General features: G+C 51.6%; 13 protein-coding genes and 1 other annotated feature (1 of these 14 running past the window's edge). Of the genes, 10 read left to right on the plus strand and 3 right to left on the minus strand.

The genetic code is table 11. The features are described from left to right. Window positions 1–50, plus strand: a sequence feature (Phe leader region); it begins 75 nt to the left of the window's first position. A gap of 64 nt (window positions 51–114) precedes the next feature. From pheS to selO, 9 genes are all read left to right on the plus strand, one after another. Next, a complete protein-coding gene (gene pheS / locus ACJHYR_RS00245) occupies window positions 115–1,098 on the plus strand; it encodes a phenylalanine--tRNA ligase subunit alpha (RefSeq protein WP_000018605.1) in 984 nt (327 codons plus the stop codon). Window positions 1,099–1,112: 14 nt separating this feature from the next. Next, a complete protein-coding gene (gene pheT / locus ACJHYR_RS00250) occupies window positions 1,113–3,500 on the plus strand; it encodes a phenylalanine--tRNA ligase subunit beta (protein WP_059328062.1) in 2,388 nt (795 codons plus the stop codon). Window positions 3,501–3,504: 4 nt separating this feature from the next. After that, window positions 3,505–3,804: an integration host factor subunit alpha gene (gene ihfA, locus ACJHYR_RS00255; protein WP_001229265.1), complete on the plus strand. Its 300-nt coding sequence runs from the start codon at window positions 3,505–3,507 to the stop codon at window positions 3,802–3,804. 100 nt (window positions 3,805–3,904) lie between these two features. After that, the gene (gene btuC / locus ACJHYR_RS00260) at window positions 3,905–4,885 is read left to right on the plus strand and encodes a vitamin B12 ABC transporter permease BtuC (protein ID WP_000956519.1); all 981 of its coding nucleotides are present in this window, start codon (window positions 3,905–3,907) and stop codon (window positions 4,883–4,885) included. A 62-nt stretch (window positions 4,886–4,947) separates the two neighbouring features. Next, window positions 4,948–5,499 carry a bifunctional thioredoxin/glutathione peroxidase gene (gene btuE, locus ACJHYR_RS00265; protein ID WP_001154182.1) on the plus strand — a complete coding sequence of 184 codons (552 nt, stop codon included), beginning with the start codon at window positions 4,948–4,950 and terminating at the stop codon, window positions 5,497–5,499. After that, window positions 5,499–6,248, plus strand: a complete 750-nt coding sequence (btuD, locus tag ACJHYR_RS00270) for a vitamin B12 ABC transporter ATP-binding protein BtuD (RefSeq protein WP_000029466.1) — start codon at window positions 5,499–5,501, stop codon at window positions 6,246–6,248. Before btuE ends, btuD begins: the two co-directional genes overlap by 1 nt. A 77-nt stretch (window positions 6,249–6,325) precedes the next feature. After that, window positions 6,326–6,790 carry an NlpC/P60 family protein gene (locus ACJHYR_RS00275; RefSeq protein WP_001209780.1) on the plus strand — a complete coding sequence of 155 codons (465 nt, stop codon included), beginning with the start codon at window positions 6,326–6,328 and terminating at the stop codon, window positions 6,788–6,790. A gap of 246 nt (window positions 6,791–7,036) precedes the next feature. Beyond that, window positions 7,037–7,750, plus strand: a complete 714-nt coding sequence (gene ydiV / locus ACJHYR_RS00280; RefSeq protein WP_001314778.1) for an anti-FlhDC factor — start codon at window positions 7,037–7,039, stop codon at window positions 7,748–7,750. A gap of 62 nt (window positions 7,751–7,812) precedes the next feature. Next, a complete protein-coding gene (gene selO / locus ACJHYR_RS00285) occupies window positions 7,813–9,249 on the plus strand; it encodes a protein adenylyltransferase SelO (protein WP_000175711.1) in 1,437 nt (478 codons plus the stop codon). Window positions 9,250–9,252: 3 nt separating this feature from the next. Here the strand turns inward: selO and hemP are convergent, their stop codons facing one another. The 3 genes from hemP to ppsR all read right to left on the minus strand — a co-directional run bounded on the left by hemP (window position 9,253) and on the right by ppsR (window position 11,612). Continuing rightward, complete coding sequence (gene hemP, locus ACJHYR_RS00290) at window positions 9,253–9,444, minus strand: hemin uptake protein HemP (RefSeq protein ID WP_001270810.1); 192 nt, start codon at window positions 9,442–9,444, stop codon at window positions 9,253–9,255. 131 nt (window positions 9,445–9,575) lie between these two features. Next, window positions 9,576–10,622 carry a 3-deoxy-7-phosphoheptulonate synthase AroH gene (aroH, locus tag ACJHYR_RS00295; RefSeq protein WP_001082226.1) on the minus strand — a complete coding sequence of 349 codons (1,047 nt, stop codon included), beginning with the start codon at window positions 10,620–10,622 and terminating at the stop codon, window positions 9,576–9,578. 156 nt (window positions 10,623–10,778) lie between these two features. After that, on the minus strand, window positions 10,779–11,612 hold the full coding sequence (gene ppsR / locus ACJHYR_RS00300) for a posphoenolpyruvate synthetase regulatory kinase/phosphorylase PpsR (RefSeq protein ID WP_000368046.1): 834 nt from the start codon (window positions 11,610–11,612) through the stop codon (window positions 10,779–10,781). A gap of 332 nt (window positions 11,613–11,944) precedes the next feature. On the opposite strand from ppsR, the gene ppsA reads away from it, so the two are divergent. After that, window positions 11,945–14,323, plus strand: a complete 2,379-nt coding sequence (ppsA, locus tag ACJHYR_RS00305) for a phosphoenolpyruvate synthase (RefSeq protein WP_059328064.1) — start codon at window positions 11,945–11,947, stop codon at window positions 14,321–14,323. Window positions 14,324–14,358: the final 35 nt, after the last annotated feature.

Consider the following 14,358-nt stretch of genomic DNA (forward strand, 5'->3'; position numbering starts at 1 on the left):
GAGAAACGGAAAACAGCGCCTGAAAGCCTCCCAGTGGAGGCTTTTTTTGTATGCGCGTTTTGAAAAAATTAAGTCCAACGAACCAGTGTCACCACTGACACAATGAGGAAAACCATGTCACATCTCGCAGAACTGGTTGCCAGTGCGAAGGCGGCCATTAGCCAGGCGTCAGATGTTGCCGCGTTAGACAATGTGCGCGTCGAATATTTGGGTAAAAAAGGGCACTTAACCCTTCAGATGACGACCCTGCGTGAGCTGCCGCCAGAAGAACGCCCGGCAGCCGGTGCGGTTATCAACGAAGCGAAAGAGCAGGTTCAGCAGGTGCTGAATGCACGTAAAGCGGAACTGGAAAGCGCAGCGCTGAATGCGCGTCTGGCGGCGGAAACGATTGATGTCTCCCTGCCTGGTCGTCGTATTGAAAACGGCGGTCTGCATCCGGTGACCCGTACCATCGACCGTATCGAAAGTTTCTTCGGTGAGCTTGGCTTTACCGTGGCAACCGGGCCGGAAATCGAAGACGATTATCATAACTTCGATGCTCTGAACATTCCTGGTCACCACCCGGCGCGCGCTGACCACGACACTTTCTGGTTTGACGCTACCCGCCTGCTGCGTACCCAGACCTCTGGCGTGCAGATCCGCACCATGAAAGCTCAGCAGCCACCGATTCGTATCATCGCGCCTGGCCGCGTTTATCGTAACGACTACGACCAGACTCACACGCCGATGTTCCATCAGATGGAAGGTCTGATTGTTGATACCAACATCAGCTTTACCAACCTGAAAGGCACGCTGCACGACTTCCTGCGTAACTTCTTTGAGGAAGATTTGCAGATCCGCTTCCGTCCTTCCTACTTCCCGTTTACCGAACCTTCTGCAGAAGTGGACGTCATGGGTAAAAACGGTAAATGGCTGGAAGTACTGGGCTGCGGAATGGTACATCCGAACGTACTGCGTAACGTTGGCATCGACCCGGAAGTTTACTCTGGTTTCGCCTTCGGGATGGGGATGGAGCGTCTGACCATGTTGCGTTACGGCGTCACCGACCTGCGTTCATTCTTCGAAAACGATCTGCGTTTCCTCAAACAGTTTAAATAAGGCAGGAATAGATTATGAAATTCAGTGAACTGTGGTTACGCGAATGGGTGAACCCGGCGATTGATAGCGATGCGCTGGCAAATCAAATCACTATGGCGGGCCTGGAAGTTGACGGTGTAGAACCGGTTGCCGGTAGCTTCCACGGCGTGGTCGTTGGTGAAGTGGTTGAGTGTGCGCAGCATCCGAACGCTGACAAACTGCGTGTGACAAAAGTGAATGTCGGCGGCGATCGCCTGCTGGACATCGTCTGCGGTGCACCAAACTGCCGTCAGGGCCTGCGTGTGGCGGTAGCGACCATTGGTGCTGTTCTGCCGGGCGATTTCAAAATTAAAGCGGCGAAACTGCGTGGCGAACCGTCTGAAGGGATGCTGTGCTCCTTTTCTGAGCTGGGAATTTCTGACGATCACAGCGGCATTATCGAACTGCCTGCAGATGCGCCGATTGGCACCGACATCCGCGAATACCTGAAACTCGATGACAACACCATCGAAATCAGCGTAACGCCAAACCGTGCCGATTGCTTAGGCATTATCGGCGTGGCGCGTGACGTTGCCGTGCTGAACCAGCTGCCGCTGGTTGAACCGGAAATCGTTCCGGTTGGTGCGACCATCGACGACACGCTGCCGATTACAGTCGAAGCGCCGGAAGCCTGCCCGCGCTATCTTGGCCGTGTGGTAAAAGGCATTAACGTTAAAGCGCCAACTCCGCTGTGGATGAAAGAAAAACTGCGTCGTTGCGGGATCCGATCTATCGATGCAGTCGTTGACGTCACCAACTATGTACTGCTTGAACTGGGCCAGCCGATGCACGCTTTCGATAAAGATCGCATTGAAGGCGGCATTGTGGTGCGGATGGCGAAAGAGGGCGAAACGCTGGTGCTGCTTGATGGCACTGAAGCGAAGCTGAATGCTGACACCCTTGTCATCGCCGACCACAACAAGGCGCTGGCGATGGGCGGCATCTTTGGTGGCGAACACTCTGGCGTGAATGACGAAACGCAAAACGTTCTGCTGGAATGTGCTTTCTTCAGCCCACTATCTATCACCGGTCGTGCTCGTCGTCATGGCCTGCATACTGATGCTTCTCACCGTTATGAGCGTGGCGTTGATCCGGCACTGCAGCACAAAGCGATGGAACGTGCGACCCGTCTGCTGATCGACATCTGCGGTGGTGAGGCTGGTCCGGTAATTGATATCAGCAACGAAGCAACGCTGCCGAAGCGTGCAACCATCACTTTGCGTCGCAGCAAACTGGATCGCCTGATTGGCCATCATATTGCCGATGAGCAGGTCACTGACATTCTGCGTCGTCTCGGCTGCGAAGTGACCGAAGGCAAAGACGAGTGGCAGGCCGTTGCGCCGAGCTGGCGTTTCGACATGGAGATTGAAGAAGATCTGGTCGAAGAAGTCGCGCGTGTTTACGGCTACAACAACATTCCGGATGAGCCGGTACAGGCAAGCCTGATTATGGGTACTCACCGCGAAGCCGATCTGTCGCTCAAGCGCGTGAAAACGCTGCTCAACGACAAAGGCTATCAGGAAGTGATCACCTACAGCTTCGTTGATCCGAAAGTGCAGCAGATGATCCATCCAGGCGTTGAAGCCTTACTGCTGCCAAGCCCTATTTCCGTTGAAATGTCAGCAATGCGTCTTTCCCTGTGGACCGGCCTGCTGGCAACCGTGGTGTACAACCAGAACCGTCAGCAGAACCGTGTGCTCATTTTCGAAAGCGGTCTGCGTTTCGTGCCAGATACTCAGGCACCGTTGGGCATTCGTCAGGATCTGATGTTAGCCGGTGTGATTTGCGGTAACCGTTACGAAGAGCACTGGAACCTGGCAAAAGAGACCGTTGATTTCTATGATTTGAAAGGCGATCTTGAATCCGTTCTCGACCTGACCGGTAAACTGAATGAGGTTGAGTTCCGTGCAGAAGCGAATGCGGCACTGCATCCGGGGCAATCCGCAGCGATTTATCTGAAAGGTGAACGTATTGGTTTTGTTGGGGTTGTTCATCCTGAACTGGAACGTAAACTGGATCTTAACGGTCGCACTCTGGTGTTCGAACTGGAGTGGAACAAGCTCGCAGACCGCGTGGTGCCTCAGGCGCGCGAGATTTCTCGCTTCCCGGCGAACCGTCGTGACATCGCGGTGGTGGTCGCAGAAAACGTTCCCGCAGCGGATATTTTATCCGAATGTAAGAAAGTTGGCGTAAATCAGGTAGTTGGCGTAAACTTATTTGACGTGTACCGCGGTAAGGGTGTTGCGGAGGGGTATAAGAGCCTCGCCATAAGCCTGATCCTGCAAGATACCAGCCGTACACTCGAAGAAGAGGAGATTGCCGCTACCGTCGCCAAATGTGTAGAGGCATTAAAAGAGCGATTCCAGGCATCATTGAGGGATTGAACCTATGGCGCTTACAAAAGCTGAAATGTCAGAATATCTGTTTGATAAGCTTGGGCTTAGCAAGCGGGATGCCAAAGAACTGGTTGAACTGTTTTTCGAAGAGATCCGTCGCGCTCTGGAAAACGGCGAACAGGTGAAACTCTCTGGTTTTGGTAACTTCGATCTGCGTGATAAGAATCAACGCCCGGGACGTAACCCGAAAACGGGCGAGGATATTCCCATTACAGCACGGCGCGTGGTGACCTTCAGACCCGGGCAGAAGTTAAAAAGCCGGGTCGAAAACGCTTCGCCCAAAGACGAGTAATCTGATCTAACTAAAAAGGCCGCTCTGCGGCCTTTTTTCTTTTCACTGTCGAAGAGTCACCGTAAAATCAACGCCATGACACTTCAGCAGAACGGATACCATGCTGACACTTGCCCGCCAACAACAGCGACAAAATATTCGCTGGTTATTATGCCTGTCAGTTTTGATGCTGCTGGCGCTTCTCTTAAGCCTTTGCGCCGGTGAACAATGGATCTCGCCAGGTGACTGGTTTTCTCCTCGAGGCGAACTGTTCGTCTGGCAGATTCGCCTGCCACGTACGCTGGCTGTATTGCTGGTTGGTGCGGCGTTGGCTATATCCGGCGCTGTAATGCAGGCGTTATTTGAAAATCCTCTGGCAGAACCTGGACTACTTGGCGTCTCTAATGGCGCAGGCGTGGGGCTTATCGCCGCTGTATTGCTTGGGCAAGGGCAACTCCCCAACTGGGCGCTGGGGCTGTGTGCGATTGCTGGCGCGCTTATCATCACTTTAATACTCTTACGTTTCGCCCGTCGTCATCTTTCGACCAGTCGGTTATTGCTGGCTGGCGTTGCATTAGGGATTATCTGTAGCGCACTAATGACGTGGGCTATCTACTTTTCCACCTCTGTTGATTTACGTCAGCTGATGTACTGGATGATGGGCGGTTTTGGCGGCGTAGACTGGCGGCAAAGCTGGCTGATGCTGGCATTGATCCCCGTGTTGTTGTGGATCTGTTGTCAGTCCAGGCCGATGAATATGTTAGCACTTGGCGAGATCTCGGCGCGGCAACTGGGTTTACCCCTGTGGTTCTGGCGCAATGTGCTGGTGGCAGCGACCGGCTGGATGGTTGGCGTCAGTGTGGCGTTGGCGGGTGCTATCGGCTTTATTGGTCTGGTGATCCCACATATTCTCCGGTTATGTGGTTTGACCGATCATCGCGTATTACTTCCCGGCTGCGCGCTGGCAGGGGCGAGCGCATTGCTGCTGGCCGATGTTGTAGCGCGCCTGGCATTAGCTGCCGCAGAGCTGCCTATTGGCGTGGTCACCGCAACGTTGGGTGCGCCGGTGTTTATCTGGTTATTGTTAAAAGCAGGACGTTAGCCGCAAAAAGACGGTCTATGATTAAAAGCTAAGATTTTTACTGACCACACCCAGGAGAAACGATGCAAGATTCCATTCTGACGACCGTAGTGAAAGATATCGACGGTGAAGTGACCACGCTGGAGAAGTACGCCGGTAATGTGCTGTTGATTGTCAATGTCGCCTCAAAGTGTGGCTTAACGCCGCAATATGAGCAGTTGGAGAATATTCAGAAAGCCTGGGCCGATCGTGGTTTTGTGGTGCTGGGATTCCCGTGCAACCAGTTTCTGGAGCAAGAACCGGGCAGCGATGAAGAGATTAAAACTTACTGCACCACTACATGGGGGGTGACGTTCCCGATGTTCAGTAAGATTGAAGTTAATGGCGAAGGACGCCATCCGCTGTATCAAAAATTGATTGCCGCAGCGCCGACCGCAGTCGCGCCGGAAGAGAGCGGATTCTATGCCCGTATGGTCAGCAAAGGTCGTGCACCGCTGTACCTTGATGATATTTTATGGAATTTTGAGAAATTTTTAGTTGGCAGGGACGGATTGGTCATCCAGCGTTTTTCCCCGGATATGACGCCGGAAGATCCCATTGTGATGGAAAGCATTAAACTGGCGTTGGCGAAATAATGTCTATTGTGATGCAGTTACAGGATGTTGCGGAATCTACCCGCCTGGGGCCGCTTTCTGGCGAGGTTCGGGCTGGGGAGATCCTGCATCTGGTGGGGCCGAACGGCGCGGGTAAGAGTACCTTACTGGCGCGAATGGCCGGAATGACCAGCGGTAAGGGAAGCATTCAGTTCGCGGGGCAACCACTGGAAGCATGGTCCGCAACAAAACTCGCGCTGCATCGAGCCTATCTTTCACAACAACAGACGCCACCGTTTGCAATGCCGGTCTGGCACTACCTGACACTGCATCAGCACGATAAAACGCGTACCGAACTACTGAATGATGTCGCAGGGGCGCTGGCTCTTGATGACAAACTCGGACGTAGCACCAATCAACTTTCCGGCGGCGAATGGCAACGCGTACGTCTTGCTGCGGTGGTGCTGCAAATCACACCACAAGCCAATCCCGCAGGCCAATTGCTGCTTCTTGATGAGCCGATGAACAGTCTTGATGTTGCGCAACAAAGTGCGTTAGACAAAATTCTGAGCGCGCTGTGTCAGCAAGGACTGGCGATTGTGATGAGCAGTCACGATCTCAACCACACATTGCGTCATGCGCATCGGGCGTGGTTGCTAAAAGGTGGAAAAATGCTGGCCAGTGGACGCAGAGAAGAGGTGCTCACGCCGCCAAATCTGGCGCAGGCCTATGGGATGAATTTTCGCCGTCTGGATATCGAAGGTCACCGAATGCTGATTTCGACCATCTGATTTCATTAGTATCTTGAAAATCGGGTAATTACGACGCTAAATTAATGCAAGAATAAAAAACAGAGGAACCGTACGGAATGCGTTTCTGCCTTATTTTGATCACAGCACTGTTTCTGGCCGGGTGTAGCCACCATAAAGCACCGCCGCCAAATGCCAGACTTTCTGATTCGATTACCGTTATTGCCGGTTTGAACGACCAGCTACAAAGCTGGCATGGCACGCCGTATCGTTATGGTGGCATGACGCGGCGCGGTGTGGACTGTTCGGGATTTGTAGTTGTGACGATGCGCGATCGTTTCGATTTGCAGCTGCCCCGAGAAACCAAAGAACAAGCCTCTATCGGCACGCAAATTGATAAAGACGAGTTGCTGCCTGGTGACCTGGTCTTTTTCAAAACGGGTTCCGGACAAAATGGTTTGCATGTAGGTATTTACGATACCAACAACCAATTTATCCACGCCTCTACCAGCAAGGGAGTGATGCGTTCCTCACTCGATAATGTCTATTGGCAGAAAAATTTCTGGCAGGCGAGACGAATCTAGTATGTCGAAAAATGGACGGCGATGATACATCTCCGTCCATTTACTCCTGAATACAGTAGTATTTTACAGACAAAAATTCCGTAAATGGATTATTCGTTTATAATCAGGATAATCTAATAAAAGGACCCCTGAAAAAGTGGTTAACATGGAACAAATGAAAGTTACTCCTTCTGTAATTGTTATGTCTTATGGCCTCATCCCTTTTAGCCGGATACTGAAAAACATCCTTCGAGAGGGACGGTTACCATGAAGATTTTTTTGGAGAATCTTTATCATTCTGATTGCTATTTCCTGCCGATAAGAGATAACCAGCAAGACCTTGTCGGCGTTGAGTTAATTACCCATTTCTCCAGTGAAGATGGTACGGTTCGTATCCCGACGAGTCGGGTTATAGCGCAACTTACCGCGGAGCAACATTGGCAATTATTTTCAGAGCAGTTGGAATTACTAAAATCATGCCAACACTTTTTTATTCAACATAAACTCTTTGCCTGGCTTAATTTAACCCCACAAGTGGCTACTTTATTATTAGACAGGGATAATTACGCAGGCGAACTATTAAAATATCCGTTTATTGAACTGTTGATTAATGAGAATTACCCGCATCTCGATGAAGGAAAAGATAATCGCGATCTTTTTTCCTTATCGCAAATGTATCCCCTTGTGTTAGGTAATTTGGGCACAGGCAATAGCACAATGAAAGCGGTTTTTGATGGTCTTTTCACCCGCGTAATGCTGGATAAAAGTTTTATTCAGCAACAAATCACGCATCGCTCCTTCGAACCGTTTATTCGTGCGATTCAGGCGCAAATTTCCCCTTGTTGCAATTGCATCATCGCGGGGGGCATTGATACGCCAGAAATATTAGCACAGATTACCCCCTTCGATTTCCATGCTCTCCAGGGATGTCTGTGGCCTGCCGTTCCCATAAATCAGATAACGACGTTGGTTCAGCGATAACCCTCCTGTTTGCTGGTGTTTAAGACGAGAGTAACCGTCTACACTATCAAACAGGAGGATCTATGACCCTGTCTTTTGTTACACGCTGGCGCGATGAATTGCCAGAAACCTATACAGCACTTTCCCCTACGCCTTTAAATAATGCCCGGCTGATTTGGCATAATACCGAACTCGCTAACACGCTGAGTATTCCATCGTCGCTGTTTAAAAATGGCGCAGGTGTCTGGGGCGGCGAAACCCTACTGCCTGGTATGTCACCACTGGCGCAGGTTTACAGTGGTCATCAGTTCGGCGTCTGGGCGGGCCAACTGGGTGATGGGCGCGGCATTTTACTCGGCGAACAACAGCTGGCCGATGGCACTACAATGGACTGGCATCTGAAAGGTGCTGGCCTGACGCCTTATTCGCGAATGGGTGATGGACGGGCGGTTTTACGTTCGACGATACGAGAAAGTCTCGCCAGTGAGGCGATGCATTATCTGGGCATTCCGACGACCCGCGCGTTAAGTATCGTCACCAGCGAATCGCCAGTGTATCGGGAAACGGTGGAGCCAGGCGCGATGCTGATGCGTGTGGCACCAAGTCATCTGCGCTTTGGTCATTTCGAACATTTTTACTATCGCCGCGAGCCGGAAAAGGTTCGTCAGTTGGCTGACTTTGCCATTCGTCATTACTGGTCACATCTTGCAGATGATGAGGACAAATACCGTCTCTGGTTTATCGATGTTGTCGCACGTACCGCATCGTTAATTGCCCAATGGCAGACGGTCGGCTTTGCTCATGGGGTGATGAATACCGACAACATGTCGCTGCTGGGACTGACGCTTGATTACGGGCCGTTTGGTTTTCTTGATGATTACGAACCCGGTTTTATTTGTAATCACTCGGATCACCAAGGGCGTTATAGCTTTGATAATCAACCTGCCGTCGCGTTGTGGAATTTACAGCGTCTGGCGCAGACATTGTCACCATTTGTTGCCGTAGATGCCCTGAATGAGGCCCTGGACAGCTATCAGCAGGTTTTGTTGACGCATTATGGACAACGGATGCGGCAGAAACTGGGCTTCATGACGGAGCAAAAAGAGGATAACGCGCTACTGAATGAATTATTCAGTCTGTTGGCGCGAGAGCGCAGCGATTATACCCGCACATTCCGCATGCTGAGTCTGACCGAGCAGCACAGCGCGGCGTCACCGCTACGTGATGAGTTTATTGATCGTGCGGCATTTGATGACTGGTTTGCCCGTTATCGGAGGCGTTTGCAACAAGACGAGGTTAGCGATATTGAGCGTCAGCAACTGATGCAAAGCGTTAACCCAGCTCTGGTGTTGCGCAACTGGTTGGCGCAACGGGCGATTGAAGCGGCAGAAAAGGGTGATATGACGGAATTGCACCGCCTGCATGAGGCGTTGCGAAATCCTTTCAGCGACAGAGATGATGACTATGTCAGTCGTCCACCTGACTGGGGTAAACGGCTGGAAGTCAGCTGCTCGAGTTAAAGGCTACTTGGTCAACAGCAGCTTGCCAGCCTGAGTTTTACGGAGCAGATATTCTTGCCCGTCATGATCGATAATCAGTTTGCCATCCGGGCCTAACAGTGTCTGGCTGGTAATTCGCCGAATGGGCTGCGGGGAAGCGGTCTTGTGATTGGCATCCGTTTCAGGCGTGAGTTTTCTGCTATCCGTATAACGCATAAAGATTAATAATAATTGATATAACAATGATTCTTATTATCAATATTATGGCGGGCCAGAGCAAGCAGTAATTTGTTGAGAAGACAACAAGTTGCGCAGAAATGCCCATCCCATCAGGAATGGGCACGCATTCAGAAGCGGGTATCTACCGCAGAGGCGAGTTTTTCGACCAGGCGTTCGGTATCTTCCCAGCCCAGACACGGGTCGGTAATCGATTGACCGTAAGTGAGCGGCTGACCGCCGACGATTTTTTGCGTTCCTTCGCGCAGGAAACTTTCCGCCATAATTCCAGCAATCGCCGTAGAGCCATTGCGGATTTGCTGACAAATATCCTCACAAACTTCTAACTGGCGACGGTGCTGCTTCTGGCAGTTACCGTGGCTGAAATCCACCACCAGATGTTCAGGCAAATCAAATTCGTGCAGCGTATCGCAGGCTGCGGCGATATCATCGGCATGATAATTCGGTTTTTTGCCGCCACGCATAATAATGTGGCCATACGGGTTGCCGCTGGTCTGATAGATGGTCATCTGACCATTTTTGTCTGGCGAGAGGAACATATGGCTGGCGCGGGCTGCGCGGATAGCATCCACAGCAATCCGCGTGTTGCCATCGGTACCATTTTTAAAACCTACCGGACAGGAGAGTGCCGAAGCCATTTCACGGTGGATCTGACTTTCGGTAGTACGTGCGCCAATCGCGCCCCAACTGATTAAATCAGCAATAAACTGACCGGTCACCATATCGAGGAACTCAGTCGCGGTGGGGACGCCCAGCTCATTTACCTGTAAAAGTAATTTGCGCGCCAGCTCCAGACCGTGATTTACCCGATAGCTGCCGTTTAAATCCGGATCGGAGATTAGCCCTTTCCAGCCGACAACAGTTCGTGGTTTTTCAAAATAGGTGCGCATTACGATTTCCAGCCGTGACTGGTACTGGTTGCGCAGCGACTGCAGACGGGTGGCGTACTCCATTGCAGCGGTGAGATCGTGGATCGAGCAGGGGCCAATAATGACCAACAGTCGCTTATCTTCACCATTCAGTATTTTTTCAATTCTGCGGCGGGAGTCGGTGACATGGGTGGCGACGCCAGGCGTTACGGGATACCGTAGCGCGAGTTCGGCGGGCGTTACCAGGCTCTCAATACGCGCAGTACGGAGTTCGTCAGTTCTGTTCATTACAAGTCTCAGAAATTTGTTGCTTCTACGGCAGGACTACCGGGAAGTGATGCGCATCACGATAAACCAATCGCAGCTGATTTCAAGTGCGAGGTGTGTCACACCTCGCCGGGTGGTTAGCATGATAACAAAAAAACAAGTTAATGCACTAGTTCTCTAGTACATTCGACGGCTAAGGCCCATGATATCGAGGATCTTGGTGGCAATCTCTTCTACCGAATAATTGGTACTGTTAATCCACGGGATCTGATTTTTACGGTACAAGGCTTCTACTTCCGCGACTTCCATCCTGCACTGACGAAGCGAGGCATAGCGACTGTTCTCCCGACGTTCCTCGCGAATCGCCGCCAGACGTTCCGGGTCGATAGTCAGGCCGAACAATTTATGCTGAAGCGGTTTGAGCGACGCGGGTAGCACCAGATTATCCATATCGTCGGCAATAAAGGGGTAGTTTGCCGCGCGGATACCAAACTGCATTGCCAGATACAGACTGGTGGGGGTTTTACCACAGCGAGAAACGCCGAGCAGGATCACCTGAGCCTGGTCCAGATTGCGTAACGAAATGCCATCATCGTGGGCGAGGGTGTAATCAATCGCAGCAATGCGCGCATCATATTTATTGAGATTATTAGGGTTAAGGCCATGGGTACGATGAGCAATCGGCGTGGGATCCAGTTTCATCTCTTGTTGTAGCGGGGCAACCAGCGCCTGAACGATATCCTGGCAAAAGCCCTCACTTTGCAAGATGATGGCGCGAATCTCCGGCAACACGATGGAGTAGAAGACCAGCGGGCGCACACCTGTCTGGTGATAAATTGCGTCAATCTGATCCTTCACTGCCCGTGCACGGCTCTCATTTTCGACAAACGGCAGCGTAATGCTGCTGATAGTGACGGGAAATTGTGACATTACTGCGTGTCCTAATACCTCCGCAGTTATTGCCGTACCATCAGAAATATAAAAAACGTGGCGATCAACAGCATTATCCATTTTGTTCTTCCCGTGATGCAGACATAATTCTATGAAAGCATAAATTAAAAACGCACAGAAGCGTAGAACGTTATGTCTGGTTTATAAAATGAACCTTCAATTTTATTTTTTATGAAAACAGCATTTCATTTTTACGGTTTCGTTTATACCGATGGTTTATGTGGAAATTGTCGAAGAGAGCAGATTTGCGCAACGCTGGGATCAGTCTTAAAAAGTAAAAAAATATATTTGCTTGAACGATTCACCGTTTTTTTCATCCGGTTAAATATGCAAAGATAAATGCGCAGAAATGTGTTTCTCAAACCGTTCATTTATCACAAAAGGATTGTTCGATGTCCAACAATGGCTCGTCACCGCTGGTGCTTTGGTATAACCAACTCGGCATGAATGATGTAGACAGGGTTGGGGGCAAAAATGCCTCCCTGGGTGAAATGATTACTAACCTTTCCGGAATGGGTGTTTCCGTTCCGAATGGTTTCGCCACAACCGCCGACGCGTTTAACCAGTTTCTGGACCAAAGCGGCGTAAACCAGCGCATTTATGAACTGCTGGATAAAACGGATATTGACGATGTTACCCAGCTTGCGAAAGCGGGCGCGCAAATCCGCCAGTGGATTATCGACACTCCCTTCCAGCCTGAGCTGGAAAACGCCATCCGCGAAGCCTATGCACAGCTTTCCGCCGATGACGAAAACGCCTCGTTTGCGGTGCGTTCCTCCGCTACCGCAGAAGATATGCCGGACGCTTCTTTTGCCGGTCAGCAGGAAACTTTCCTCAACGTTCAGGGTTTTGACGCCGTTCTCGTGGCAGTGAAACATGTATTTGCTTCTCTGTTTAACGATCGCGCCATCTCTTATCGTGTGCACCAGGGTTACGATCACCGTGGCGTGGCGCTCTCCGCCGGTGTTCAGCGGATGGTGCGCTCCGACCTCGCATCTTCTGGCGTGATGTTCTCCATTGATACCGAATCCGGCTTTGACCAGGTGGTGTTTATCACTTCCGCATGGGGCCTTGGTGAAATGGTCGTGCAGGGTGCGGTTAACCCGGATGAGTTTTACGTGCATAAACCGACACTGGCGGCGAATCGCCCGGCTATCGTGCGCCGCACCATGGGGTCGAAAAAAATCCGCATGGTCTACGCGCCGACCCAGGAGCACGGCAAGCAGGTTAAAATCGAAGACGTACCGCAGGAACAGCGTGACATCTTCTCGCTGAGCAACGAAGAAGTGCAGGAACTGGCAAAACAGGCCGTACAAATTGAGAAACACTACGGTCGCCCGATGGATATTGAGTGGGCGAAAGATGGCCACACCGGCAAACTGTTCATTGTGCAGGCGCGTCCGGAAACCGTGCGCTCACGCGGTCAGGTCATGGAGCGTTATACGCTGCATTCACAGGGTAAGATTATCGCCGAAGGCCGTGCTATCGGTCATCGCATCGGCGCGGGTCCGGTGAAAGTCATCCATGACATCAGCGAAATGAACCGCATCGAACCTGGCGACGTGCTGGTTACTGACATGACCGACCCGGACTGGGAACCGATCATGAAGAAAGCATCTGCCATCGTCACCAACCGTGGGGGGCGTACCTGTCACGCGGCGATCATCGCTCGTGAACTCGGCATTCCGGCGGTAGTGGGCTGTGGTGATGCAACAGAACGGATGAAAGACGGTGAGAACGTCACTGTTTCTTGTGCCGAAGGTGATACCGGTTATGTCTATGCGGAGTTGCTGGAATTTAGCGTGAAAAGCTCCAGCGTAGAAACGATGCCGGATCTGCCGTTGAAAGTAATGATGAACGTCGGTAACCCGGACCGTGCTTTCGACTTCGCCTGCCTGCCGAACGAAGGCGTGGGCCTTGCGCGTCTGGAATTTATCATCAACCGTATGATTGGCGTCCACCCACGCGCACTGCTTGAGTTTGACGATCAGGAACCGCAGTTGCAAAACGAAATCCGCGAGATGATGAAATGTTTTGATTCTCCGCGTGAATTTTACGTTGGGCGTCTGACTGAAGGGATCGCGACGCTGGGTGCCGCGTTTTATCCGAAGCGCGTCATTGTCCGTCTCTCTGATTTTAAATCGAACGAATATGCCAACCTGGTCGGTGGTGAGCGTTACGAGCCAGATGAAGAGAACCCGATGCTCGGCTTCCGTGGCGCGGGCCGCTATGTTTCCGACAGCTTCCGCGACTGCTTTGCGCTGGAGTGTGAAGCAGTGAAACGTGTGCGCAACGACATGGGACTGACCAACGTTGAGATCATGATCCCGTTCGTGCGTACCGTAGATCAGGCGAAAGCGGTGGTTGACGAATTGGCGCGTCAGGGGCTGAAACGTGGTGAGAACGGGCTGAAAATCATCATGATGTGTGAAATTCCGTCCAACGCCTTGCTGGCAGAGCAGTTCCTCGAATATTTCGACGGCTTCTCAATTGGCTCAAACGACATGACACAGCTGGCGCTCGGTCTGGACCGTGACTCCGGAGTGGTGTCTGAACTGTTCGATGAGCGCAACGATGCGGTGAAAGCACTGCTGTCGATGGCGATTCGTGCCGCGAAGAAACAGGGCAAATATGTCGGGATTTGCGGTCAGGGCCCGTCCGACCACGAAGACTTTGCCGCATGGTTGATGGAAGAAGGGATCGATAGCCTGTCTCTGAACCCGGATACCGTGGTGCAAACCTGGTTAAGCCTGGCTGAACTGAAGAAATAAAATAAATCCCCGGCGGCGTTCAGTCGCCGGGTTTA

The sequence above is a fragment of the Escherichia sp. WS1450 genome, from assembly GCF_046487395.1.
Classification (GTDB): domain Bacteria; phylum Pseudomonadota; class Gammaproteobacteria; order Enterobacterales; family Enterobacteriaceae; genus Escherichia; species Escherichia coli.